This window comes from Tritonibacter multivorans, from assembly GCF_001458415.1.
Lineage (GTDB): Bacteria > Pseudomonadota > Alphaproteobacteria > Rhodobacterales > Rhodobacteraceae > Epibacterium > Epibacterium multivorans.
This window is the reverse complement of sequence record NZ_CYSD01000042.1, coordinates 465,271-487,814: the sequence shown is the minus strand read 5'-3', so window position 1 is coordinate 487,814 and position 22,544 is coordinate 465,271. Positions and strand designations below refer to the sequence as shown.

Sequence of the window (22,544 nt, the reverse complement as noted above, 5' to 3'; positions counted from 1 at the left end):
GGCCCTTTGTACTTTGGTGCGTTGAAATCCCGTCAGACCGACGGCAGCGGCCGGTTGTCTTCGACCCGGAAGCGGTTGGCGCGACGGCGTTCTTCGTTTGGGGTGACCCCAAAAGCCTCGCGGTAGTGCCGCGCCAAAGTCGAGGAGCTGACATAGCCCACGGACTGTGCAATTTCGGTCAGGCTGTCACGCGAATAGATCACCATCTGCCGCGCCGCATTCATCCGCAGGGTGCGATAGTACTGCAGCGGGCTTTGGTTCAGAACCTGCCGGAAGCCGCGCTCCAGCTGGCGCACGGACACGCCGACCTCGGCTGCCACGTCGCCGATCGGCAGCGGGTTTTCAAGGTTCTCAGAAAACAGCGTGATTGCCCGCGCAATGGGGCGCGGGGTGTCCTGGGCCAGACCATCGGTCTTGAAGGCGGGCACGCTCTGCTGCACGCCCTCGGCCCGCACCAGCGGGTGCTGGAACCAGCAGGCCACCTCGGTCATCACCGAAGATCCCAGCTGTTCGTCAATCAGCTTCAGCATCATATCAAACATGGCCGCCGCACCGGATGCGGTGTATCGGCCGCGGTCAATGACCAGCACATCGTCACTGCATTCCAGTTCCGGAAACTCGGTCTGGAAAGCCGCCTTGTAACACCAATGGGTCGACGTCAGCCGGTCATCCATCAGTCCGGAAGCTGCCAGCGGGAAAATCCCGCCGCTGACCGCGCCAATTGCCGACCCATGGCGCACCAGATGGCGCAGACGGCCATTGCCTTTGCGTGGGTTTTCAAAGCCGCCCTGCGGGCTCGAGAGCAGGAAGATATAGTCCAGCCCCTCGGCGTCATCGAGGATCTGATCGGGTTGGAAGACAACATTGGCACTCGCGTTCAGCGGCCCGTCTTCTTCGCCAATGACGGTCCAGCTGAACGCCGTTTTACCAGCAATCTCATTGGCGGCCCGCAACGGTTCAATGGCCGAGGTCAAAGCGGCCATCGGAAAGCCGGGAAACACAAGAAACCCAAGGTGAACAGGCGTGACGGAGGACATGATCCCATCCTATAACGGCGCACCAAAGTTAGTGCATATGCGATTTACGATGGGGCAATAAAGGGCATGTGCCTTAAAATCACAATCCCGAATAATAGCGCATTTCGGCTTTTGCCGCACTTATTCAACCGTTGACTTACCCCGCTTCGGGCAGGGTTGATCTGAGATCATGTGAAGCCTCATTTGCGACATTTTTGACCAAAAACACGCAAGGTCATATGAAAAAGCCGGACACCAAAGGTGCCCGGCTTTGCCAGAAACGAATCACTCGCCCTTAGGCGCGGCGGCGGCGACCACCCCCGCGACGGCCCCGGCCTTCGCCTTCGCCAGCCGCATCCGGCGCCTTGTTGAACTGGATCCAAGCCCCGCCGTGCGGGTCATTGTTGGTCAACAGGTTGGCCGCGCGGATGGCTTCCATTTCCTTGCCCGGACGCGGCTTGGTCGAGCCCAGACCAAACAGGGTCACGAAGGTCTCGTCATCGATGCCCTCGGGCAGGATAATGCCAGCAGCGGTGACTTGCTCTTTCTTGGCGGCAATTGCCTTCTGCGTCACCGGCAGCGCCACCGGGTTCATGATCGCGCTGGTCATGCCCGCGCCCATGGCCATCGGCAGGAAGGCATTGTTGATGCCATGACGGTTCGGCAGGCCAAAGGACACGTTGGACGCACCACAGGTGGTGTTGACGCCCAGCTCTTCGCGCAGACGACGCACCAGGGCGAACACCTGCTGACCGGCGGTTGCCATCGCACCGATCGGCATCACCAGCGGGTCAACCACGATGTCATGGGCCGGAATGCCAAAGTCCGCGGCGCGTTCCACGATCTTCTTGGCCACCGCAAAACGCACATCGGGATCTTCCGAGATGCCGGTGTCATCGTTGGAGATCGCCACAACCGGAACATTGTACTTCTTCACCAGCGGCAGAACGTGTTCAAGACGCTCTTCTTCCCCGGTGACAGAGTTCAGGAGCGGACGGCCTTCAGCGGCCTGAAGACCCGCTTCCAGCGCCCCCGGCACCGAACTGTCGATGCACAGCGGCGTGTCGGTCAGGCCCTGCACCAGCTCGACGATCTTGGTCATCAAGGGCGGCTCTGTTTCGTTCGGGTTCGGGTTGGAGTTATAGACAACACCCGCATTGATATCGAGGATATCTGCCCCCGCCATCACCTGCGCCAGCGCGTCTTTCTCCACGGTGGAGAAATCGCCTGCTTCCAGCTCGGCGGCGAGCTTCTTGCGGCCGGTGGGGTTGATCCGCTCGCCAATCACGCAGAAGGGTTCGTCAAATCCCAGTACGGCTGTTTTTGTCTTAGATTCTACGACTGTACGGGTCATGGCTTATCCTTGTTGAGACTTGGGCTGCGCAGAAGCGCCGCCATTGTTGATCGCCCAGTTGGCGTTTGTTTTGATGCCGCCCAGCGGGAAGAAGTGAACGTTGGTGATATTGAAGTCCGGGTTGGCAGCTTTGTGGGCGGCCAGTTCGGTCAGCACCTCGGTTGGTTCATAGGGCAGCAGCAGCTTGGTAACATCCATTGCGCGCTTTTGCAGCACTTTCAGGGAAGGCCCAACGCCGCAGGCAATGGCGAATTTGATCAGGGTCTGCAGTTTCGCAGGACCGGCGATACCAATGTGCACGGGAATATCAATGCCCGCCTCTTTCAAACCATTGGCCCATTCGATGATCGGCTTCGCTTCAAAGGCGAACTGGGTGGCCAGTGCCATTTGCGCATCCGTGCGCTCAGAGAATTTCTGTTTCCACTGAAGGGCTTCGTTGACATTCTTGTAGGACCCATCGGGGTCGATGTCTTTGTTGCCTTCGGGGTGGCCTGCAACGTGCAGATTGGTGAACCCCGCCTTGTCGAACAGCCCGGTTTCCAAGAGCTGCATGGAGCAGTGGTAATCGCCGTGGGGTTTATCGACACCGCCGGCCAGAAGCAGCGCCTGTTTGACGTCGGCTTCGCCCTGATAGCGGTTGATCCAATCGTTCAGGGTTGCCTCATCCTTGATGATCCGCGCCGGGAAATGCGGCATCACCGGATAGCCTTCGTCGTTCAGACGTTTGGCGGTGGCGACCATTTCTTCGATTGGGGTGCCCTCGATATGGGCAATGTAGACGCGCGTGCCTTCGGGCAGAAGCGCGCGGAAATCGTCAACCTTGGCGGCTGTGCGCGGCATGACCTCAATGGAATAACCTTTGAGAAAGGCTTCCATTTCGGGCGTCGCGGTCGTCGGGGTATCCGCGTCGCGTTTTTTGAAGTTAAGCAAAGCCATAGCAGCCTCCAATAGTCGTTGGACGTTACGCCCAGCCGTCATTTGCAATCAGGTGTTTGAGTTTGTCCTGATCGTATTCTCGTTCCAGGCGCAGGGCTTCTGCTTCGGCAACCTCGCCCGCATCACCGTCCACCGCATAAGGGGCCGCTTTGCGCCATTCGGCGAGATAAGCGTCCGCGTCCTTTGCGTTGACCTTCATGGCCGCGCGATCAATGGCCTGCTCAAAGCGTTCCTCGAGCTGGCGTTTCGCGCCGCGGCGTCCCTTCCCCACAATAACCTGTGCGGGAATGTCGCGCCAATAAACGATGGTGACGTCGGGCATGGGTCCTCCTTCCTGAACCTGTCGTAAAGTAATTCTTAGTGTGCCTATGCGGCATAGAACTGTCGATTTTCGACACGCCATGGCGCCACAGCGACGTGCGGCAGCCCGTCGCGGGCACGTGGCACAGGGTTTACGCCCTATTGGAGGGGACGGCTAGGTTCGGCGACCTTCGAAATTCTCAACAACATGATGAACAAACCGGGCGCGCACTGGGGACCACTCCGGCGCGCGGGCCCCGCCGTTTGGTCTTTGTCCTTGGGGGGACAGGATAACTTCGCAACTGCGCGGTTGTTCCCTTGCGTCGGCCGACCCCTGTCCTTAATGTGCAAGGTAACACGATAATCGGAGGGCGTGAAACTATGGCGCCCAGGCGTTCGAAAGGTGCACGCGCGTTTCCCCGAGCGGTAGAGACAGCGGCGCCAGCCCGGCCGGATCCTGATGCGCTTTATGCGGCGCTGGATCTTGGCACAAACAGTTGCCGGATGCTGATTGCCCAACCCAAGGGCAGCGGCTTCCATGTGCTGGACAGCTTTTCCAAATCCGTCCAGCTTGGGTCGGGTTTAGAACGCACGGGGCGTTTGTCCCGGTCGTCCATGAGCCGAACCATTCAGGCGCTTCGGATCTGTCAGCAGAAAATTCAGCGAAACCGCGTGCGCCGGATGCGTCTGGTCGCAACCGAAGCCTGCCGCCGCGCCAAAAACGGCCGCGATTTCATGCGCCAGATCCGCCGCGAAACGGGTCTCTCGATGGAAATCATCCAGCCCGAGGAAGAAGCCCGTCTGGCCGTGGTCTCCTGCGCGCCGCTGGTGTCGACCAAAACCGAACAGCTTCTGGTGGTGGATATTGGCGGGGGGTCGACCGAACTGGTCTGGATCGACCTGTCGTCGGTGCCGCGCCGTGATCGCCCGGCCGCGATTATGCGGCTGCGCACCGGTTTTCAGGGTGATGACACCCCCTTCCCTTCGGCCAAGGTTGTGGACTGGATCTCCGTTCCCCTTGGGGTCGCAACCCTGCGCGACCAGTTCTCGGACGTGGAAGACGACGCGGCGCGTTTTGCCCTGATGAGCTGGTATTTCGAAGAAAACCTCGCGGATTTTGCCCCCTACAAAGACGAACAGGCCCGCGCCGGGTTCCAGATCATTGGCACCTCGGGCACGGTGACCACGGTGGCCGCCTCGCATCTGGGGCTCAAACGCTATGACCGGACCAAAGTGGACGGTTTGCGGATGACGTCGGATCAGATTGACAAAGTCATACGTTCTTATCTAGAACTCGGCCCTCAGGGGCGCCGACAGGACCCGCGCATTGGCGAAGACCGCCAGGCGCTTATTATGTCCGGCGCTGCCATCCTTCAGGCCCTGTTGCGCTGCTGGCCCACCGACCGGCTTTCGGTTGCGGATCGTGGCCTGCGCGAGGGGCTTTTGTATTCACAGATGAGCGCCGACGGCGTTCTCGAAGACGGCCCGTTCTAAGGCCGCATTAGACACAGGAAATGACAGCGCCGGACGTTGGCGCGACATGGTGACGACATGGCGAAGAAACCGACCGGAAAAAACACGTCGGGCCGCGGTCAGCGCGACCTGACAGTGAAAGTGAAAACCGCCCGTGGGCGGAGGCTGTCCTCGACCCGCTGGTTGCAGCGGCAGCTGAACGACCCTTATGTCAAACGCGCGCAGGCCGAAGGCTATCGCGGGCGTGCGGCGTTCAAGATCATGGAGCTGGACGATAAATATCGCTTCCTCGTTCCGGGCGCCCGTGTCGTTGACTTGGGCTGCGCGCCGGGTGGCTGGTGCCAGGTCGCCGTCCCCCGCATCAATGCGCTGGGTGAGAAAAAGGGCAAAGACGTCGGCCGTATTATTGGCGTCGACCTGCAGGAAGTCGAACCGCTTCCGGGTGCGGAATTTCATCAGCTGAACTTTCTGGACGAAGGCGCTGATGATCTGGTCAAAGGCTGGCTGGGCGGTAAGGCCGATGTGGTCATGTCCGACATGGCAGCGGCCTCTTCGGGTCACAAACAGACCGACCACCTGCGGATCATTTCGCTGTGTGAAACCGCGGCCTATTTCGCCTTTGATGTGCTGGAAGAAGGCGGCACCTTTGTCGCCAAGGTTCTGGCCGGTGGCGCCGAAGGGGAACTGCAGAAGCTGCTGAAGCAGAAGTTCACCAAGGTTGCGAACATGAAGCCGCCAAGCTCGCGGTCGGACAGTTCCGAGAAATTCGTGGTCGCCACAGGCTTCCGTGGCAACGACGCGGAATGATCCCTTCAAAACGATCAAAGGTCGCCGGATGTGGCGACCTTTGATCATTGTTCTGCGCTGCGGAGAGGGCTTAGATCTGATCGCGCGGCAGCAGCGCCTCGGCGTGAATAACAGCCTTTGATTTCGCAAAAAGCGGGTCTTCGATCCGGGTGTCGGTGCGGGCAAACAGAAGTTTATCTTCCAGACGCACAGTTTCAGGATCAGTATTCTTTGCGGCAGTTTCGTCGACCTTAAAGTGACGAGAGACATTCTTAATATAGCACATGAGGACCACTCCCACTGAGTTAACTGAATGTCCTCAACCTGCGGGAACTCCGGGGCTGATGCACGGCGGAATTTGGGCAGGTTCGCCGCAATTGGGTGCTATAAATTTCTGTTTTGTATACATTTTTCACCAAAGGGTCAGGGCCTTCCTCGCCTTTTGATGATGGCGCCATTGACCTCTGCTCCAAAGATCAGGAGCGCCGCATTGAGGTACAGGAACACCAGCGCCGCCATCGCGCCGGCAAGCCCGGCATAGGTGGCGGAATAGCTGGCAAACTGGCCGATATAGAGTGCAAATCCAAAGGCGAGCCCCCACCAGCCGACCAAGGTGATCAGGATGCCGGGCCAGATGTCCTGCAGGCGCAAACGGCGCACCGGCAATACCAGATGGTAGAGGACCACCGCAGCCAATGGCACAGAGGCAACCAAAAGGCCATTCATCCCGCTTTGCCATTGTGTCAGGATCAGATTGTCCGGCAGATATCGCGCCACAAACAGCGCCCCCAGCGGCAGCAGCAGTTCAAAAACTGCCACCGTCAACAGCCCCAGCCCGCCCAAGATCACCAGCGCAAAACAGATCATTTTGCGCTGCCAGAAGGGCCGTGTTTCCTCCTGCCCATAGGCCGCAACCATCGCCACCCGGATCGCATCCACCCCATTGGAGGCAAAATACAGCGCCAGCAACGCGCCCAGCGTGATCAAACCGCCCCCGGACTGGCTCAGCACGGCAAAGGCTTCGTCCTTGATCGGCGCTGCGACATTCTGTGGCCAGGCGGCAAAGATCAGGTCAATCAGCTCTCCCATGTCCAGCTGGTCGGTGAACATATCCGCCACTGCACCGCCAAGGGCAACAGTGAACAGCACAAAGGGAAACAGCGCCAGCATCATCGACATGGCAATGTGGCTCGACAAAACCCAGGACGATTTCCGGTTAAAACTGCCAACCGCAATGCGCAGCACTGCCCACAGGTTTTTGAATATCCGGCGCATGGTCAGAAATCTTCGGGTTTTCGTTTCAGCACCCGTTCGGTGGTTTCCGACGGCTGCTGCACCTCGGACAGGCTGGTGGGGAACATTGGCCGCATCACCGCGATCAGGAACGCCGTCGACACCCCAAAGGCCAGCATGCCTGTGATCGCCGCAAAGGCCGCAAAGATGCGCAGGTCCGGTTCAAGTATAATGTCGCCATAGCCCAGCGTCGTATAGGTCGCGAGCGAGAAGTAGATCGCCGTGTTCCAATCGGCAAAAATCTCGTGGCCCATAAGCGCGGCGGCCCAGATCCAGATCTGGCAGGTATGGCCCAGCACGGTAAAGCCGATGGCGATCAGCAGCACCAGCAGATGGCCAAAGTTATGCCCATGCCGCAAGAGCTTGCGTTCATGCCGACGCAGGGTCTTGACGCACCACAAAAGTATTGCAGTTTCCAGAAGAAGGCTGCCACCAAGGAAAAGGCTGCCCCATATCAGTTGTTGTGGGAGGGTCATAATCGTGGCCTGCTCAAACTCTCTTTGAGGATCAGATTAGAAATGCGCCCGCCGACATGCAATCGATGTGTGACGCCCAACCGCGAAAACCCTTCGCCCTTAACCCAAGTCCAGTTAACCCATGACCTGTGATGCTGCTTTCTTTTGAAAACGTCTCCAAACGCTACTCCGGACAGGCCCGGCCGGTCCTGACGGAGGTCAGTTTCTCTGTCGCGCCGGGCGAAACCGTGGCGCTGACCGGCGAAAGCGGATCCGGCAAGAGCACCCTTCTGCATCTTGCGGCAGCCCTCGACCAGGCGGATGCCGGACGCGTGCTGGTCAATGACCTGTCGCTGTCGGACCTCGATGACCGCAACGCCAGCCAGTTGCGGCGCCGGCAGGTCGCCCTGGTGTTCCAGCAGTTCAACTTGATCCCTTCGCTGTCCGTGCGTCAGAACATTGACCTTCATGCCAAACTGGGCCAGCGCTTGGATGCCACATGGACCAGCCATCTGATCCAGAACCTCGGCCTGTCGGAGTTTCTGGACCGGTTTCCCGAAGAACTCTCTGGCGGGCAGCAGCAACGGGTGGCAATCGCCCGCGCGCTGGCCCTGCGCCCGCCGCTGTTGCTGGCGGATGAACCCACCGGAAATCTGGATGAAAAGGCCAGTCAGGACGTCCTGCGGCTGATGCTCGGTCTGGTGGGCGATGCAGGCAGCGGGCTGTTGTTGGTCACCCATTCCACCCAGATCGCAGGGCAATTGGATCGCCATCTTCATTTGCAGTCTGGCGTCGTCACTGAGCTGTCCCGCGCTGACCGCCCCGAGGTCGCAGAGTGAGGATCGCCCTGACAACCCTGCTGTCGCACTGGCGCCTGCATCCGTTGCAGCTGGTGCTGATGATCCTTGGCCTCAGTCTGGCGACAGCGCTCTGGTCCGCGGTTCAGGCGATCAACGGTCAGGCCCGGATCGCCTATGCCGAAGCCGCCGATAGCCTCAGCCAGCGCGACTTTGACCGGCTGGTGGCCCCGGACGGCGTGATTCCAGTGGAGACCTATGTGCGCCTGCGCCGGGCCGGTTGGAATCTGTCACCGGTGCTGGAGGGGCGCTGGCGTGCGAACGACCTGAGCCTGACCGTCATTGGTTTTGACCTGCTCAGCTCGCCCTTGCTCGCGGAACTTCCCAGCGGGACCGAAGATGTGAACGCCGCGCCGCTGGACGCATTGACCGGCGCTGCCCTTGTCTGGGCGCATCCGGAGACCGTCCCGGCTCTTTCTGCCGCCATGCCAGACTGGGAGGTCGTCGCCACACCCCAGCTGCCGCGCGGCACGCTGTTTGCCGATCTGTCCTTTGCCGCGCAGCTGCTGAAGGCCCCGGCGCATCTCAGCCGCTTGCTGGTGATCGCCCCGCCGCCAAATGCACCCAACCCGACGCTGGCCTTGTCGACCCTTGCGCCTCGCCTGCAACAGGTGCCCGCCGGTGCCCTGCTGACCGGGGACGTCGGCCAGCTCACGGACAGTTTCCATATGAACCTTACGGCCTTTGGCTTTCTGTCCTTTGCGGTGGGTCTGTTCATTGTTCAGGGCAGCCTCGCGCTGGGAGTCGAGCAGCGCAATGGCGCCATTCGCACGCTTCGGCTGATCGGGGCCAGCCGCCGGGATGTCTTTGCCGCCCTGTTTCTCGAGGTGCTGGTTCTGTCGGTCCTGTCTGCTGGCCTCGGTTTGGCGCTTGGCTATGTGGTGGCGGCGGCGCTGCTGGAGGATGTGAGCCTGACGCTGGCCGGGCTATATGGGGCAGAGGTGCCGGGCGGATTGCAACTGCGCTCGTCCTGGGTGCTGTCTGGTCTTGCGATGTCCCTGCTGGGGGCGGGTCTTGCCAGCCTGCATGCGTTTCTCAAGCTGCATCAGGCGACCGGCGCCCTGACCCGGTTCGGGCGCACAGCCCCGCGGATGCGCAACGCGCCCGAGCAGCTTTTGGCAGGTGTTGGGCTGGCGCTGATCGGTGCCGCCACAGCGGTGTTTCTGCTATCCCCTGATCCCGGATTGCAGGGGGGCTACGTGCTTTTGGGCGGCGTGATGCTGGGGTCTGCGCTGATGCTGCCGATCGTGCTAACCCGCGCGCTTGCCTTCGCCCAAGTCTGCGTCACGCATTGGATCCGCGATGGCACCACAGCCGTTCTGCTGCTGTCGGACCTGCGGTCGCAATTGCCGGGCTTGTCCCTGTCGCTGATGGCGCTGTTCCTTGCGGTGGCCACAAACATCGGCGTTGGCACGATGGTGGCCAGCTTTCGGACAACGTTTGAAGGCTGGCTTGACCAGCGATTGGCGGCGGATCTTTACGTCAGCCCGTCGGATGCGACAATGGCCGGTGACATCCAGCACTGGCTGCGTGAACACGGGGCGGTTGCGGCGCCGGTCCTGCGGGCAGAGGCCACCATTGGCGGGCTGCCTGCCACCCTGCGCAGTGTGGCACCGGGAACCCGACAGCCGGAAAGCTGGCCGCTGAGCGCGGCATTGGGACCGCCGCAGGCTGGCTGGCAGCAGGTGTTTGACGACACAGGCGTGATGATCAATGAACAGCTGTCCCATCGCCTGACCCTTGGGCCGGGCGATCTGCTGCCCTTGGGCGATGGGTTTGCGCCTGTGATCGCGGGTGTCTTTGCCGATTACGGCAATCCAACCGGGCAGGTTCTGCTGTCAGAGACGCCGTTTCAACGCCTTGCACCCGAGGCCTGGCCACGTCAGATCGCAGTGCTGACCCCTGATCCGCAAGCCCTGCGCCCACAGCTGGAGGCAGAGTTCGGCCTGACCGCCGACAGGCTGGTGCGCCCGCAAGATATTCGTCAGGTGGCTTTGTCGGTGTTTGAAAAAACCTTTGTCATCACCGGGGCGCTGAACATCCTGACCCTAGGCGTGGCGGGCTTTGCCCTGTTGACCAGTTTCCTGACCCAATGGCGCCACCGCCTGCCCCAGCTTGCGCCCCTATGGGCAATGGGCCTGTCCCGTCGGCGTCTGGCCGCACTGGATCTGATCCGCAGCGCGCTGGTTGCGGGTCTTGTCGCCCTCGCCGCTCTGCCCCTTGGTCTGGTGCTGGCGTGGGTGCTGCTGCGGGTGGTGAACCTCGAAGCCTTTGGCTGGCGCCTGCCGATGGAGGTCTTTCCGCTGCTGATCCTGCGAGTCTGGGGGCTGTGTCTGGTCGCGGCCCTTCTGGCCGCCCTTCTGCCGGCGCTGCGCCTGCTGCGCGTCTCACCTGCTGCACTTCTGGGGAGTTTTGGGAATGATCGCTAGGCTTTGTGGGGTGTTTCTTGCACTGGCCACGCCGGTACTGGGTCAGGGCTATGCCGGTTTGGGATCCGAGGCCGAAGGCTTCGCGGTGCCTGAACCCACATATGAGTTGAGCTTTCCCCGCGACCACGGGGCCCATCCCGATTACCGGATCGAATGGTGGTATATCACGGCAAACCTTCAGGACGCCGCTGGCCGCCCCTTTGGGATTCAATGGACGCTGTTTCGCTCGGCTCTCGCACCGCAAACCGCCAGCGGCTGGAACAGCCCGCAAATCTGGATGGCCCACGCGGCTGTGACCGGGCAGTCCTTTCACATCGCAGCCGAAAAGTTTGCGCGGGGCGGCATCGGGCAAGCAGGCGTCACGGCCGCCCCCTTTGCCGCCTGGATCGACAGCTGGCAACTGGCAGCCCAAGAGCCCGTCGCAGGGTTCGATAAATTGAATCTTGCCGCCGAAACCGATGAATTTTCCTATGACCTGACCCTCACGGCGCAGGGGCCTTTGGTGTTTCATGGCGATCGTGGCTATTCCGTCAAATCCAGCGCCGGTCAGGCCAGTCACTACTACTCGCAGCCGAAATACGAGGTCGCAGGCACGCTCAGACTGCCCGAAGGCCCGGTGACCGTCACCGGCACCGCCTGGCTGGATCGCGAATGGTCCAGCCAACCTCTGGCGGCGGATCAGGCGGGCTGGGACTGGTTCTCGCTCAGCTTTGACAGCGGCGATCAGCTGATGGGCTTTGTTCTACGCGGCGCGACAGAGGATTTCACCTCTGGCACCTGGATTACCGCAGATGGCGCGGCAACGCCGCTCGCCAATGGCGCCTTCACCGCAGAGCCGCTCCGCACGGTCCCGACAGACAAGGGCGACATTCCCGCCCTCTGGCGCGTAAAGGTGCCTGAATTTTCGGTGGATCTGGAGGTCGAGGTCCTGAACCCAGCAGCATGGATGGACCTGTCGTTCAGCTATTGGGAAGGCCCCGTGCGCGTGTCGGGCAGCCATCATGGGGTCGGCTATCTGGAAATGACCGGGCGCAACACGTCCGAGTGATCAGTGAGTGCCGCGCGGCACCAGATCGGCGCCGACCAGCACCACCTCTCCGGCCTTTGCGGGATTGGCCAGCCGTTCATGCAGCAGACGGATGATATGATCGACAATCTCGCTTTTGGGGTTCTGCACGGTGGTCAGGTTAAAGCAGGGCCAGGACGCCATGTCGATGTCATCAAAGCCGGTCACCGCCAGATCTTCCGGCACCTTCAGCCCCAGGTTCTCCCGGACATAAGACAAGGCGCCGGCCGCCATCGCATCATTGGCACAGAGCAGCGCATCCACATCCTGTTCGCGCAAAATCGCCTCGGCCGCGGCAAGGCCGCCTTCGTAGGTGTAATCCGAATCGCGCGTCGCGATGATCTCGAGCCCCCGCTCTGCCAGCGCGCGCTCCACGCCCTGACGGCGTTCGCGGCGGTGCGCCTCTTGGGTGACGACCCGCGTCGGACCATCGATCCAGGCAAACCGCCGACGCCCCTTTTCCAGCAGCAGTTGCGTCAGCGCATAGGTGCCGTCAGCGTTGCGGCAGGCCACGGAATCCACCCGCTCCGATTTCACCGTGACCCCGGAAACGATCAGCGGAATATGCAGTTTGGCGCAGGACTCGACTACATATTTATCCATGCTGCCACCGCGCAGGATCATCGCATCTACAGGAAATCCAAACAGGCCTTCGATCGAGGACGCATTGGCGACCTTCTCGCCATTGACCACAATTGGCCACTTGCCTTCAGCGGTCAGACGCCCCAGCAGTTCTTCGACCAATTCGGTGTCAAAATGGGACTTCATATTGCCGGTCAGAACCGCAACAATATTGGTGCTCTCCGCTTGAAGAGAGGCCGCGAAGACATTGGGACGATAGCCTAATTCTTCTGCCACCTCGAGGATCCGGGCCTTCTTTTCCTGGTCCAGATAGGCCCCTTTGGTAAAGGCACGGCTGACAGCGGACCGCGACACACCTGCGCGTTCTGCTACGGCCTTTGCCGTCACTCTGCGGCGCGGTTTGGCGGGTATATTGTTTTCATCAGTCACGCCCTATCTCTTTTATAGCGGGGCCAATTTTGTCAAGATTCCAATAAAACCTACACAGAACTGTCATGAAAAACCCCTATGTGAACACGTGTGCAGAAAGCGCGTGACAAATGTGGAAACTTCATGTGATTGTCTCTCTCGTGTCATGAGCTGACGTCAAGTCATTGCTCAACTGTGACGCATCTATGGGAGGAGAAGATTCCAGATGTTGCGCGCGGCCAAATCAAATTTGCCCAACAGGGCCTCTGACAACCGGAGTTGAAAATGAACACCGCCAAACTCACCACCACCGTGGCTGCAATTGCCCTGATGGCAGGCGCTGCCTATGCAGAAACCGAAATCACCCTTTGGCACGCGATGGGCGGCCAGCTGGGCGAAACCGTCAACAAAATCGCCGAAGACTTCAACGCGTCTCAGGACGACTACAAGCTGACCCCGGTCTACAAAGGCAACTACGAAGAGACCCTGACCGCGGGTATCGCAGCCTTCCGTGGTGGCGAACAGCCCGACATCATCCAGGTGTTTGACGCTGGCGCCGCAACCATCATCAGCGCCAAAGGTGCTGTTGTTCCGGCACAGGACCTGCTGATCGACAATGGCGTTGCGTTTGACGCAAACGACTACATTGCCGGCGTTCGCAACTTCTATGCTGACACCGAAGGCAAGATGATCGGCATGCCGTTCAACTCTTCCACCCCCATCATGTACTACAACGAGGACGCGCTGGCCAAAGCAGGCGTGACCCCGCCGAAGACATGGGAAGAGTTCCAGTCCGTCACCGCACCGGCACTGAAGGAAGCGGGCTACACCCCGATGTCCCAGTCCCACCTGCCCTGGATCTTCACCGAGAACTTCTTCTCGCGTCACAACATCCAGTTCGCAACCAATGACAACGGCTACGCCGAAGGCGAAACCAAGATCCTGATCAACAACGACGGCATCAAGGCGCACTTCTCTGCTGTCAAAGACTGGATCGATGGCGGCATGTTCGGTTACTACGGCTCCGGCTGGTCCGACAACCAGAAGCCGTTCGAGCAGAAAGAAGTCGCAATGTGGCTGGGGTCTTCCGGCTCCTTCGGTGGTCTGACCGCAACCGTCGACTTCCCCTTCTCTGCGACTTACCTGCCATACTGGGAAAGCGTAAACCCCGAGCCGACCAACACCTTCATCGGTGGCGCAGCGCTGTTCGCGATGTCCGGCAAATCTGCTGAAGAAAACAAGGCAACTGCCGAATTCTTCAAGTTCCTGTCCTCTGCCGAGGTTCAGTACTTCTGGCACAAAGAAACCGGTTACGTTCCGATCACCAACGCCGCTTACGAAATGGCGAAGGAAGACGGCTACTACGAGCGTTCCCCGGCGGCCGAAGTTGGCATCCAGCAGCTGAACCTGCCGGGTGGTGACTGGACCAAAGGTTACCGCATGGGCTTCTACGTACAGATCCGTGACGTCATGAGCCGCGAGTACGGCAAGATCATGTCCGGCGAAACCACTGTAGAAAAAGCCTTCGAAACCATCGAATCCGACGCCAACAAACTGCTGGCGCGCTTCGCAAAAACTCAGGGCTAATCCTGTGATATAATCTTAGGATGGCGGGCCTCTCACCGGGGCCCGTCGTCGCTCTTTAGAACGCCTGGTTCCTCCCCACCACGCCGATCACTTTGGTCTCTTTGACCTGCAAGGACACATAAGCATGAAAAAAGTGCAGTTCTCGCGGCCGCTGTTTCCGTATCTGTTGTTGATACCGCAGCTGTCGATTATCGCCGTCTTCTTCTACTGGCCCGCCGCCGAGGCGATCCGGTCTTCGTTCTTTCTCGAAGATCCGTTTGGCTTTGGTTCTACCTTCGTGGGCCTCGACAACTACCGCGATGCGGTGACCAGTTCGGAATACGTCAATGTGGCGACCTTCACCGTCTGGTTCACGGCGCTTGTGGCCTTCCTGTCGCTGTCGCTGTCGCTCTTGCTGGCGATCAAGGCCGATGCGGTCCTGAAAGGTGCAAAAACCTACCGTGTCCTGCTGATGTGGGTCTATGCGATTGCCCCGCCGGTGGCCGGTCTGATGGGCATCTTGCTGTTTGACCAAAGCCTTGGCCCGTTCACCCATCTGATGGCGCTCTTCGGCCATGACTTCAAACTGGGTGTGAACTACTACGACACCACCACCGCAATTGTGATCGTGTCGGTCTGGAAACAGATCCCGATCAACTTCATCTTCTTCCTCGCAGGTCTTCAGTCCATCCCGCGCAGCGTGCGCGAGGCGGCCCTGATCGACAACCCGTCGGGCATCAGCCGGTTCTTCACCGTGACCCTGCCGCTTTTGGCCCCGACCGCGTTCTTCCTGCTGATCATCAATATCACCTATGCGCTGTTTGACACCTTCGGCATCTTTGACATCATGTTCAAAGGCGAGCCCGGCAACAACCCGACGACCCTTGTCTACAAGGTGTTCCTCGATGGGTTCCGCGGCAATGACCTGGGTGGCTCCTCTGCGCAATCCGTGATCCTGATGATCCTCGTCCTTGGCCTGACCGTGGTGCAGTTCCGCATGATGGAACGCCGCGTTCACTACACCTAAGGGGTTCTGAGATGACTGACGTACAGATCTCTTCCGCATCCACGGCCACAGCCCGCCGCCCTCGCAAGATCAAATGGCGCGCCGTTGGCGATCATGCGATCCTGATCGCGGGCGCGCTGTTCATGCTGCTGCCGGTCATGCTGACGCTGACCACATCAAGCTATGACAATGTGACCATCCACAAAGAAGGCATCCAGTGGTTCTTTGGCGACCAACTCGCTGAAAACTACAACCGGGCGATGTTTGAAAAAGGCGGTTTCACCCAGACCGTCGATGGCTTTAAAATGCTGATGAACTCCCTGATCCTTGGCATTGGCTTTGCGGTCGGCAAGATCGTCATCGCCATGATGGCGGCCTATGCGATTGTCTACTTCCGCTTCCGCTTTGGCACCATCGCGTTTTGGATGATCTTCACCACCCTGCTGCTGCCGCTCGAGGTGCGCATTCTGCCGTCCTACGAGGTGGTGCAGTCCCTGGGCATGCTGAACACCTACGCTGGCCTGATCATCCCGCTGATCGCCTCGGCCACTGGCACCTTCTACTTCCGCCAGTTCTTCCGCGCGGTGCCCGAAGAGCTCTTGGAAGCGGCGCGTATTGACGGTGCAGGTCCGGTGAAATTCTTCATCGACATCCTTGTGCCGCTCAGCCGCACCATGATCGCGGCGATGTTCATCATCATGTTTGTCTACGGTTGGAACCAGTATCTCTGGCCGACGCTGATGACCACGGATGAAAGCATGTTCACCCTGGTGCGCGGCATCAAACAGATCATGCAGGTCTGGATTGGCGCAAACATCCCCGACTATGGCGTCGCCATGTCGCTCGCAATCATCGCAATGACACCGCCGGTGGCCATCGTGATCTTCTTCCAGAACTGGTTCGTTAAGGGCCTCACGGAATCCGATAAATAAGGAATTTAAATCATGGCACAGGTAAAACTGGACCAGGTCCGCAAGACGTACGCAAACGGTTTTGAAGCGGTGCAGCCCTGCTCTCTGGACATCCCCGATGGCGAATTCGTGGTGCTGGTTGGCCCCTCTGGCTGCGGCAAATCCACACTTCTGCGGATGGTTGCGGGTCTCGAGGACATCACCGACGGCAACCTCAGCATTGGCGCAAATGTCGTCAATGATCTGGACCCGGCGGACCGCAATATCGCAATGGTTTTCCAGAACTATGCGCTCTATCCGCATATGACCGTTGCAAAAAACATGGGCTACGGCCTGAAAAACCGTGGCGCCTCCAAGGCCGAGATCGAAGAGAAGGTGAAAGAAGCCGCGCGCATTCTGAACCTCGAAGACTATCTCGAACGGCGCCCCAGCCAGCTCTCTGGGGGGCAGCGTCAGCGTGTGGCCATGGGCCGTGCGATTGTGCGCAACCCCGATCTGTTCCTCTTTGACGAACCGCTGTCGAACTTGGACGCAAAACTGCGCAACCAGATGCGCATCGAAATCCGCGCCCTGCAGCGTCGTCTGGGCGTGACCTCTATGTATGTGACCCACGATCAGGTCGAGGCCATGACCATGGCGGACCGCATTATCGTGTTGAACGCGGGTCGTATTGAGCAGGTCGGCTCTCCGGCGGAAATCTACGAGGCGCCCGCGTCGACCTTTGTGGCAAGCTTCATGGGCGCCCCGCCGATGAACATTCTGACAGCCGAGGTCAAAGACGACGCGCTGCACCTAGATGCAGAGACCTCCATTGCCTTCAAAGCGCCCGAAGTTGGCACCAAAACCGTTCTCGTCGGCTTCCGCCCCGAGGACGTGCAGATCGGTGGCGATGGCTCTGAGGTCTTTGATGTGCAGATCATCGAAGAACTGGGCGCCCAGCGTCTGCTGCACGGCACCTTCGGCGGTCAGGCCTTCTCGATCGCTGTTGGCAAAGACACCCACTGCGAACTGGGCGCGCAACCGGTCACGCTGCCGCGTGATCGCGTGCACTACTTCCATCCGGACCGCGGCACCCGGATTTAAATCGGAAGACAGCCGCACTTTACGATCCCCCAAGATCGAACCCCCGCACAGGCATCGTCCGTGCGGGGGTCTTTTTTGTTCGGGCCCTTTGGTGTCCCGGTCTATGGTGGCGTCAAACCGGACACCGGAAGGGGCATCAGATGACCAAGGACTATGTGACCATCAACCGCGATCTCTGGAATGCGGAGGCCGCCGACTGGGCGGAGATTGGCGCGCGCCTTTGGGCCAGCCCGGAACCGGTTTGGGGCAATTGGAACAACGCCGACGACGGGCTGGGCCTGCTGCCCGAAGACATGTCCGATCTGGATGCGATCGAGCTGGGCTGCGGCACCGGCTATGTTTCGGGCTGGATGGCAAAGCGCGGGGCGCGGGTCACAGGGATTGATGTCTCGGCCGAACAGCTGAAATCGGCCCGCCGTTTTGCGCAGGAACACGGCGCGGATGTGCAGTTCCTTGAGGCCAATGCCGAGGACACCGCCCTGCCCGATCAGAGCTTTGATTTCGCCATCTCGGAATATGGCGCAGCGATCTGGTGCCGCCCTTCGCTCTGGTTGGCAGAGGCCTTTCGCCTGCTGCGCCCCGGTGGGCGTCTGGTGTTTCTGGGCAATCACCCGCTGTCGCTGATCTGTTCGCCCCCCAGCGGCGCGCCCTGCGATGACACGCTGCATCGCCCTTATCGGGGGATGTGGGGCGCGGATTGGACCGAGGTGGAATTTGAACCCAGCGGCATCTGTTTCAATCTGACCATGGCGGATTGGATGGCGCTGTTTTTGCAGATTGGATTTACAGTGGAGCGCTATCAGGAACTCTATGCCCCCGATTGGGCCGAAGGTGTGCGCGCCGCCATCCCGGCCGACTGGGCCAAGTCCTACCCGATGGAACAGGTCTGGCACCTGCAAAAGCCGCTTTAGACGGTTAGCTAACCGGCATAACGCCAGTTTACCGGTTAGGTCGGGTGGCATTTTGAAAATTACGGGATTTGCGGTGTGGTACCCAAGGTCGGACTCGAACCGACATGACCTCGCGGTCGGGGGATTTTGAATCCCCTGCGTCTACCATTCCGCCACTTGGGCACGTTCGGGTTATTTATCCAAGTATTTCGGGAAGGACAAGGGCGGAAGTTGCACTTATTTGCGGATATTTTCCAAGGCCCTAGGACGCTTGCGCCGGAAGTCGCCCATTTTCTGGGTCAGTGCCTGCCCCACCCGCATCTTATCCCCCACCCGAGCCGCTATAACGCTGGCGCGAAGGCGCGGGACTTGATACCCGAAGACAGGCAAAACCACATCGCAGTTGGGCAAGGAAACCACAGAATGACCGCGACCACATCCCCTGAAACACATGAAGATATGGCGATTTCTGATCGTTTGGAGCAGCTGGTTTCGGACGCCAATGCCGAGAGTGTTTCGTTGCATTGGATCCTCGAACGTCTGCATGAACGGGCTTTTGGCCTGTTCCTTCTGATCCTTGCGCTGCCTTGCTGCATTCCGTTTCTGTACGGCATTCCGCAGATCGTGGCCTTGCCGTTGATGTTTGTTTCAGCGCAGATCCTGATCGGGCGACGGGTGCCCTGGTTGCCGCAAAACCTGGGCGCGCGGACTGTCGCCGCGACCGGCCTTCGGGGCCTGTCTGATCGCGCAGGCCCTTGGCTGCGTCGGATCGAAGCCGTCAGCCGGCCGCGGCTGAGTTTTCTGACCAAACCGCCCGCCGATCGTCTGCTCGGCGCGGCATTGGTTCTGTTCAGCGCGTCGATTCTGGTGCCCCTACCCGGCACCAACACTGTGCCCGGCTTTGCCGTTGTGGTTGTTGCCATGGGGTTGTTGCAGCGCGATGGGTTGCTGGTGATTGCCGGCTCTGTCATCGGCACCGCCTGGATCGGCACGCTGCTGTTTGCGGGCGCCACGCTGGCCAGTCTGATCAAAGCCTGGCTCGGGCTTTGAGCGCGGTTGAAATCGAGCCGCGCGGCGCTTTAGTTGGCGCAAAGACTTTTTGAGGATCACGACATGAGCAAGCTTTTGACCGCCATTGCCGCAGCCGGGTCTGCCGCCTTGCTGCTGGGGGCGCTGGGGTTTCAGTACATTGGCGACATGCCGCCCTGTAAGATGTGTTACTGGCAGCGTTATCCGCATGTGGCGGCTGTGGGAATTGGTCTTCTGGCGCTGATGATCCCCGGTGCGATCCTGCCCTATCTGGGCGCGCTGGCGCTGCTGGTCACCGCAGGCATTGGGATTTTCCACGCAGGCGTTGAACAGGGGATCTGGGAAGGTCCAACCACCTGTACCTCGCAGTCGATCGAAGGGCTCAGCGCGGATGAGCTGCTGAACCAGATCCTGTCGGCCCCAGTGGTGCGCTGCGATGACATCCCGTGGGAGATGTTCGGCCTGTCCATGGCGGGCTGGAACGCGGTGGTGTCGCTGGGCTTGGCTGCGATCTGGATAGCCGCCGCCCGTAGCGCGACACGTTAATTTCAACAGCCGCAGCGCTTCAGCTGCGGCTGTCTTTCTTTGTGGCCAGCAACAGGCTGGTTTCCGAGGAAACAACCCCTTCGAACAGGCGGATCTTGGACAGCGCGTCATCCAGATCCTCGAGCGTCTCTGTCCCTAGTTCAATAATCAGATCCCAGCGGCCATTGGTCGAATGCACGGCGCGGACTTCGGCCAGACCGGTGAGCTGGCGGATAATGCGATTGGTGCCGCGCCCTTCGATGGCGATGGTCATCATGCCGCGCACCGGATCGCGCAGCACGTCTTCTTTCAGCACAACGGTAAATCCCAGAATATCGCCGCGGTCCTGCAGACGTTCAATCCGGCTGCGCACGGTGGTCCGTGACAACCCGAGGCTGGTGGCCAGATCAGAATGCGACGCCCGTGCGTCATGGCGCAGGGCTGCGATCAGCTTTTGATCCGTTTGGTCCATATTTGCCTCCGTTATGTTCAGTCACTGCTCTTATTGACCAAAATGCCTGCTGGATTCCATCCCAAATTGGAACCTAACTAGAGAAAATATCTAGGAGAGCAGGATGAACCAATCTGAACATATGGTCCTTCTTGGCGTGCCGATGGACTGTGGCAAGCGACGACGGGGCTGTTTGATGGGGCCCGATGCCTATCGCACCGCCGGCATTGCAGAGGCCTTTGCGGGTCTTGGTCACAGCGTCACCGATCTAGGCAACCTTGCCCCGCGTGCATACCCGCAGGAGCCAGCGGGCGACAAGATCCATGCGCGCAATGAGGTGATTTCCTGGGTGGAAACGCTGTCGGATGCGGCAGAGGCGGCCATGGCGCAGGGGCTGCCTGTCTTTATGGGCGGCGATCATGCGCTGGCGCTGGGAACCGTGCGGGGTGTGGCCAATTATGCCAAATCGCAGGGCCGCCCGCTTTATGTTCTGTGGCTGGATGCCCATAGCGATTTTCACACACTCGACAGCACGGAGACCGGCAATCTGCATGGAACGCCCGTGGCCTATGTCACGGGGCATGCGGGGTTCGACGGCTTTCCCGAGGTCACAGCGCCCGTTCCGGCGGACAATATCTGCATGATCGGGCTGCGGTCGGTGGATGGGGCCGAGCGGGTGGCACTGGAGGCGTCGCGTATCCGCCGTCACGATATGCGCGACATTGATGAACATGGGATTGCGCGCCCCTTGCAGGCGTTTTTGCAGGACGTGGCCGCCAACAATGGCATGCTGCATGTGTCGCTGGATGTGGATTTTCTGGATCCCGCCGTGGCCCCGGCTGTGGGCACCACCGTGCCCGGCGGCGCCACCGTGCGAGAGGCGCATCTGGTCTGCGAGATCCTGCATGACAGTGGGCTTTTGACCTCGCTTGATCTGGTTGAACTGAACCCCTTTCTCGATGAACGCGGCCGCACGGCGTCGCTGATGGTGGATCTTTGTGCCTCGGCGCTGGGTCGCCGCGTCTTTGACCGCCCCACAAGGAGCTTTTCATGACCCTGCCCCCATCCGACAAAGCTTTGGTGCCTTTTGTAAGTGTTAACAATATGATGCGGCTGGTTCATCACATTGGCCTCGAGACCATGCTGCGCGACCTGACCGCCTATATTGAGGCGGATTTCAAACGCTGGGAGCGCTTTGACAAAACCCCGCGCGTCGCCAGCCATTCGGAGGTCGGCGTGATCGAACTGATGCCCACCTCGGACGGCGAAGCCTATGGGTTCAAATATGTGAACGGGCATCCCAAAAACACGTCCGAAGGCTTGCAGACCGTCACCGCCTTTGGGCTGCTGGCCGATGTCTATACTGGCTATCCGGTGCTGCTGACCGAAATGACCCTGCTGACGGCGCTGCGCACGGCGGCGACCTCGGCCATGGCGGCGCGGGCCTTGGCGCCTCGCGGGGCTGACACCATGGCCATGATCGGCAATGGCGCGCAGTCCGAATTTCAGACTCTGGCGATGAAAGCGATCCTTGGCCTGAAGCAGGTGCGCCTGTTTGATGTCGACCCAGAGGCCACCACGAAATGCGCAAGAAATTTGCAAAATCAAGGGGTTGAGGTGGTAACCTGCCGCACGCCCGAAGCCGCGATTGAGGGCGCGCAGATCCTGACCACCTGCACAGCGGACAAGCAACTGGCCACAATCCTGACTGACAATATGGTTGGCAGCGGGGTCCACATCAATGCCATTGGCGGCGACTGTCCCGGAAAGACCGAACTGGCCAAGGGCATTCTGGACCGCGCCGACGTGTTTGTGGAGTTTCCCGAACAGACCCGGATCGAAGGTGAAATCCAGCAGATGGATCCGGAGTTTCCGGTGACCGAACTGTGGCAGGTGTTGACGGGCGCGGCCGAGGGACGCACCAGCGCGCAGCAGATCACCCTGTTCGACAGCGTCGGCTTTGCGATCGAGGACTTCAGCGCGCTGCGCTATATTCGCGATCAGATCCGCGAAACCGCCTTCTATGAAGAGTTGGATATGCTTGCCGACCCCGATGATCCGCGCGATCTGTTCGGCATGCTACAACGGGCCGGCTAAACGGGCAGAAGACGTAAAGCGCGCCTGAACA

23 protein-coding genes and 1 tRNA gene are annotated in these 22,544 nt (G+C 60.0%); 14 read left to right on the top strand and 10 right to left on the bottom strand.

Annotation, left to right across the window (positions count from 1 at the left end; all coding sequences use genetic code 11):
- Nucleotides 1-32 precede the first annotated feature (32 nt).
- From TRM7557_RS18075 to TRM7557_RS18060, 4 genes are all read right to left on the bottom strand, one after another.
- Nucleotides 33-1,037, bottom strand: a complete 1,005-nt coding sequence (locus tag TRM7557_RS18075) for a GlxA family transcriptional regulator (protein WP_058291598.1) — start codon at nt 1,035-1,037, stop codon at nt 33-35.
- 274 nt (nt 1,038-1,311) lie between these two features.
- Nucleotides 1,312-2,370 (bottom strand): methyltetrahydrofolate cobalamin methyltransferase, encoded by a 1,059-nt coding sequence (locus TRM7557_RS18070; protein ID WP_058291597.1) that lies wholly within the window; start codon nt 2,368-2,370, stop codon nt 1,312-1,314.
- A 3-nt stretch (nt 2,371-2,373) separates the two neighbouring features.
- Nucleotides 2,374-3,306 carry a methylenetetrahydrofolate reductase gene (locus TRM7557_RS18065; RefSeq protein ID WP_058291596.1) on the bottom strand — a complete coding sequence of 311 codons (933 nt, stop codon included), beginning with the start codon at nt 3,304-3,306 and terminating at the stop codon, nt 2,374-2,376.
- Between the two features lie 25 nt (nt 3,307-3,331).
- The gene (locus TRM7557_RS18060) at nt 3,332-3,628 is read right to left on the bottom strand and encodes a virulence factor (RefSeq protein WP_058291595.1); all 297 of its coding nucleotides are present in this window, start codon (nt 3,626-3,628) and stop codon (nt 3,332-3,334) included.
- Between the two features lie 359 nt (nt 3,629-3,987).
- Between TRM7557_RS18060 and TRM7557_RS18055 the strand changes: the two genes are divergently transcribed.
- Both TRM7557_RS18055 and TRM7557_RS18050 read left to right on the top strand, forming a co-directional pair.
- Nucleotides 3,988-5,100: a Ppx/GppA phosphatase family protein gene (locus TRM7557_RS18055; protein ID WP_058291594.1), complete on the top strand. Its 1,113-nt coding sequence runs from the start codon at nt 3,988-3,990 to the stop codon at nt 5,098-5,100.
- A gap of 57 nt (nt 5,101-5,157) precedes the next feature.
- Nucleotides 5,158-5,886 (top strand): RlmE family RNA methyltransferase, encoded by a 729-nt coding sequence (locus TRM7557_RS18050; RefSeq protein ID WP_058291648.1) that lies wholly within the window; start codon nt 5,158-5,160, stop codon nt 5,884-5,886.
- A 70-nt stretch (nt 5,887-5,956) separates the two neighbouring features.
- Here TRM7557_RS18050 and TRM7557_RS18045 read toward each other — a convergent pair whose 3' ends face one another.
- From TRM7557_RS18045 to TRM7557_RS18035, 3 genes are all read right to left on the bottom strand, one after another.
- Nucleotides 5,957-6,151, bottom strand: coding sequence for a hypothetical protein (locus tag TRM7557_RS18045; RefSeq protein ID WP_058291593.1), 195 nt, complete (start codon nt 6,149-6,151; stop codon nt 5,957-5,959).
- Nucleotides 6,152-6,288: 137 nt separating this feature from the next.
- Nucleotides 6,289-7,140 carry a YihY/virulence factor BrkB family protein gene (locus TRM7557_RS18040; RefSeq protein WP_058291592.1) on the bottom strand — a complete coding sequence of 284 codons (852 nt, stop codon included), beginning with the start codon at nt 7,138-7,140 and terminating at the stop codon, nt 6,289-6,291.
- A 2-nt stretch (nt 7,141-7,142) separates the two neighbouring features.
- Nucleotides 7,143-7,634: a potassium channel family protein gene (locus TRM7557_RS18035; protein ID WP_074941832.1), complete on the bottom strand. Its 492-nt coding sequence runs from the start codon at nt 7,632-7,634 to the stop codon at nt 7,143-7,145.
- A 131-nt stretch (nt 7,635-7,765) separates the two neighbouring features.
- Between TRM7557_RS18035 and TRM7557_RS18030 the strand changes: the two genes are divergently transcribed.
- From TRM7557_RS18030 to TRM7557_RS18020, 3 genes are read left to right on the top strand one after another with little or no spacing between them, the layout of a single operon-like run.
- On the top strand, nt 7,766-8,452 hold the full coding sequence (locus tag TRM7557_RS18030; protein WP_058291591.1) for an ABC transporter ATP-binding protein: 687 nt from the start codon (nt 7,766-7,768) through the stop codon (nt 8,450-8,452).
- Nucleotides 8,449-10,899, top strand: a complete 2,451-nt coding sequence (locus TRM7557_RS18025) for an FtsX-like permease family protein (RefSeq protein WP_058291590.1) — start codon at nt 8,449-8,451, stop codon at nt 10,897-10,899. The genes TRM7557_RS18030 and TRM7557_RS18025 overlap by 4 nt, the downstream gene beginning before the upstream one ends.
- A complete protein-coding gene (locus TRM7557_RS18020) occupies nt 10,889-11,947 on the top strand; it encodes a lipocalin-like domain-containing protein (RefSeq protein WP_058291589.1) in 1,059 nt (352 codons plus the stop codon). The genes TRM7557_RS18025 and TRM7557_RS18020 overlap by 11 nt, the downstream gene beginning before the upstream one ends.
- Here the strand turns inward: TRM7557_RS18020 and TRM7557_RS18015 are convergent, their stop codons facing one another.
- Nucleotides 11,948-12,976, bottom strand: a complete 1,029-nt coding sequence (locus TRM7557_RS18015; protein ID WP_058291588.1) for a LacI family DNA-binding transcriptional regulator — start codon at nt 12,974-12,976, stop codon at nt 11,948-11,950.
- Between the two features lie 264 nt (nt 12,977-13,240).
- On the opposite strand from TRM7557_RS18015, the gene TRM7557_RS18010 reads away from it, so the two are divergent.
- The 5 genes from TRM7557_RS18010 to TRM7557_RS17990 all read left to right on the top strand — a co-directional run bounded on the left by TRM7557_RS18010 (nt 13,241) and on the right by TRM7557_RS17990 (nt 18,432).
- On the top strand, nt 13,241-14,542 hold the full coding sequence (locus TRM7557_RS18010; protein ID WP_058291587.1) for an extracellular solute-binding protein: 1,302 nt from the start codon (nt 13,241-13,243) through the stop codon (nt 14,540-14,542).
- Between the two features lie 124 nt (nt 14,543-14,666).
- A complete protein-coding gene (locus TRM7557_RS18005) occupies nt 14,667-15,548 on the top strand; it encodes an ABC transporter permease subunit (RefSeq protein ID WP_058291586.1) in 882 nt (293 codons plus the stop codon).
- A gap of 11 nt (nt 15,549-15,559) precedes the next feature.
- Nucleotides 15,560-16,459, top strand: a complete 900-nt coding sequence (locus TRM7557_RS18000) for an ABC transporter permease subunit (RefSeq protein ID WP_058291585.1) — start codon at nt 15,560-15,562, stop codon at nt 16,457-16,459.
- 12 nt (nt 16,460-16,471) lie between these two features.
- Nucleotides 16,472-17,521 (top strand): sn-glycerol-3-phosphate ABC transporter ATP-binding protein UgpC, encoded by a 1,050-nt coding sequence (gene ugpC, locus TRM7557_RS17995; protein ID WP_058291584.1) that lies wholly within the window; start codon nt 16,472-16,474, stop codon nt 17,519-17,521.
- A gap of 140 nt (nt 17,522-17,661) precedes the next feature.
- Nucleotides 17,662-18,432, top strand: a complete 771-nt coding sequence (locus TRM7557_RS17990) for a class I SAM-dependent methyltransferase (protein WP_058291583.1) — start codon at nt 17,662-17,664, stop codon at nt 18,430-18,432.
- 76 nt (nt 18,433-18,508) lie between these two features.
- On the opposite strand, the gene TRM7557_RS17985 is transcribed toward TRM7557_RS17990, so the two are convergent.
- Nucleotides 18,509-18,594 (bottom strand) — tRNA-Leu (locus tag TRM7557_RS17985).
- A gap of 240 nt (nt 18,595-18,834) precedes the next feature.
- On the opposite strand from TRM7557_RS17985, the gene TRM7557_RS17980 reads away from it, so the two are divergent.
- Nucleotides 18,835-19,461, top strand: a complete 627-nt coding sequence (locus TRM7557_RS17980; RefSeq protein ID WP_058291582.1) for an exopolysaccharide biosynthesis protein — start codon at nt 18,835-18,837, stop codon at nt 19,459-19,461.
- Nucleotides 19,462-19,524: 63 nt separating this feature from the next.
- Entirely contained in the window at nt 19,525-19,986 is a 462-nt protein-coding gene (locus TRM7557_RS17975) for a disulfide bond formation protein B (protein WP_058291581.1), read from the top strand.
- A 19-nt stretch (nt 19,987-20,005) separates the two neighbouring features.
- Here the strand turns inward: TRM7557_RS17975 and TRM7557_RS17970 are convergent, their stop codons facing one another.
- On the bottom strand, nt 20,006-20,437 hold the full coding sequence (locus TRM7557_RS17970) for an Lrp/AsnC family transcriptional regulator (protein ID WP_058291580.1): 432 nt from the start codon (nt 20,435-20,437) through the stop codon (nt 20,006-20,008).
- A 103-nt stretch (nt 20,438-20,540) separates the two neighbouring features.
- On the opposite strand from TRM7557_RS17970, the gene rocF reads away from it, so the two are divergent.
- Both rocF and TRM7557_RS17960 read left to right on the top strand, forming a co-directional pair.
- On the top strand, nt 20,541-21,470 hold the full coding sequence (gene rocF / locus TRM7557_RS17965; protein ID WP_058291579.1) for an arginase: 930 nt from the start codon (nt 20,541-20,543) through the stop codon (nt 21,468-21,470).
- Nucleotides 21,467-22,513: an ornithine cyclodeaminase gene (locus tag TRM7557_RS17960; RefSeq protein ID WP_058291578.1), complete on the top strand. Its 1,047-nt coding sequence runs from the start codon at nt 21,467-21,469 to the stop codon at nt 22,511-22,513. The genes rocF and TRM7557_RS17960 overlap by 4 nt, the downstream gene beginning before the upstream one ends.
- Nucleotides 22,514-22,544: the final 31 nt, after the last annotated feature.

Excerpts from the sequence above, each read along its gene's own strand:
- TRM7557_RS18060 (WP_058291595.1), bottom strand. The coding sequence starts at position 3,628 with ATGCCCGACGTCACCATCGTTTATTGGCGCGACATTCCCGCACAGGTT.
- TRM7557_RS17990 (WP_058291583.1), top strand. The coding sequence starts at position 17,662 with ATGACCAAGGACTATGTGACCATCAACCGCGATCTCTGGAATGCGGAG.
- ugpC (WP_058291584.1), top strand. The coding sequence starts at position 16,472 with ATGGCACAGGTAAAACTGGACCAGGTCCGCAAGACGTACGCAAACGGT.
- TRM7557_RS18030 (WP_058291591.1), top strand. The coding sequence starts at position 7,766 with ATGCTGCTTTCTTTTGAAAACGTCTCCAAACGCTACTCCGGACAGGCC.
- rocF (WP_058291579.1), top strand. The coding sequence starts at position 20,541 with ATGAACCAATCTGAACATATGGTCCTTCTTGGCGTGCCGATGGACTGT.
- TRM7557_RS18070 (WP_058291597.1), bottom strand. The coding sequence starts at position 2,370 with ATGACCCGTACAGTCGTAGAATCTAAGACAAAAACAGCCGTACTGGGA.
- TRM7557_RS18010 (WP_058291587.1), top strand. The coding sequence starts at position 13,241 with ATGAACACCGCCAAACTCACCACCACCGTGGCTGCAATTGCCCTGATG.
- TRM7557_RS18005 (WP_058291586.1), top strand. The coding sequence starts at position 14,667 with ATGAAAAAAGTGCAGTTCTCGCGGCCGCTGTTTCCGTATCTGTTGTTG.
- TRM7557_RS18035 (WP_074941832.1), bottom strand. The coding sequence starts at position 7,634 with ATGACCCTCCCACAACAACTGATATGGGGCAGCCTTTTCCTTGGTGGC.
- TRM7557_RS18000 (WP_058291585.1), top strand. The coding sequence starts at position 15,560 with ATGACTGACGTACAGATCTCTTCCGCATCCACGGCCACAGCCCGCCGC.
- TRM7557_RS17980 (WP_058291582.1), top strand. The coding sequence starts at position 18,835 with ATGACCGCGACCACATCCCCTGAAACACATGAAGATATGGCGATTTCT.
- TRM7557_RS17970 (WP_058291580.1), bottom strand. The coding sequence starts at position 20,437 with ATGGACCAAACGGATCAAAAGCTGATCGCAGCCCTGCGCCATGACGCA.
- TRM7557_RS18050 (WP_058291648.1), top strand. The coding sequence starts at position 5,158 with ATGGCGAAGAAACCGACCGGAAAAAACACGTCGGGCCGCGGTCAGCGC.
- TRM7557_RS17975 (WP_058291581.1), top strand. The coding sequence starts at position 19,525 with ATGAGCAAGCTTTTGACCGCCATTGCCGCAGCCGGGTCTGCCGCCTTG.
- TRM7557_RS18065 (WP_058291596.1), bottom strand. The coding sequence starts at position 3,306 with ATGGCTTTGCTTAACTTCAAAAAACGCGACGCGGATACCCCGACGACC.
- TRM7557_RS17960 (WP_058291578.1), top strand. The coding sequence starts at position 21,467 with ATGACCCTGCCCCCATCCGACAAAGCTTTGGTGCCTTTTGTAAGTGTT.
- TRM7557_RS18045 (WP_058291593.1), bottom strand. The coding sequence starts at position 6,151 with ATGTGCTATATTAAGAATGTCTCTCGTCACTTTAAGGTCGACGAAACT.
- TRM7557_RS18075 (WP_058291598.1), bottom strand. The coding sequence starts at position 1,037 with ATGTCCTCCGTCACGCCTGTTCACCTTGGGTTTCTTGTGTTTCCCGGC.
- TRM7557_RS18055 (WP_058291594.1), top strand. The coding sequence starts at position 3,988 with ATGGCGCCCAGGCGTTCGAAAGGTGCACGCGCGTTTCCCCGAGCGGTA.
- TRM7557_RS18040 (WP_058291592.1), bottom strand. The coding sequence starts at position 7,140 with ATGCGCCGGATATTCAAAAACCTGTGGGCAGTGCTGCGCATTGCGGTT.
- TRM7557_RS18020 (WP_058291589.1), top strand. The coding sequence starts at position 10,889 with ATGATCGCTAGGCTTTGTGGGGTGTTTCTTGCACTGGCCACGCCGGTA.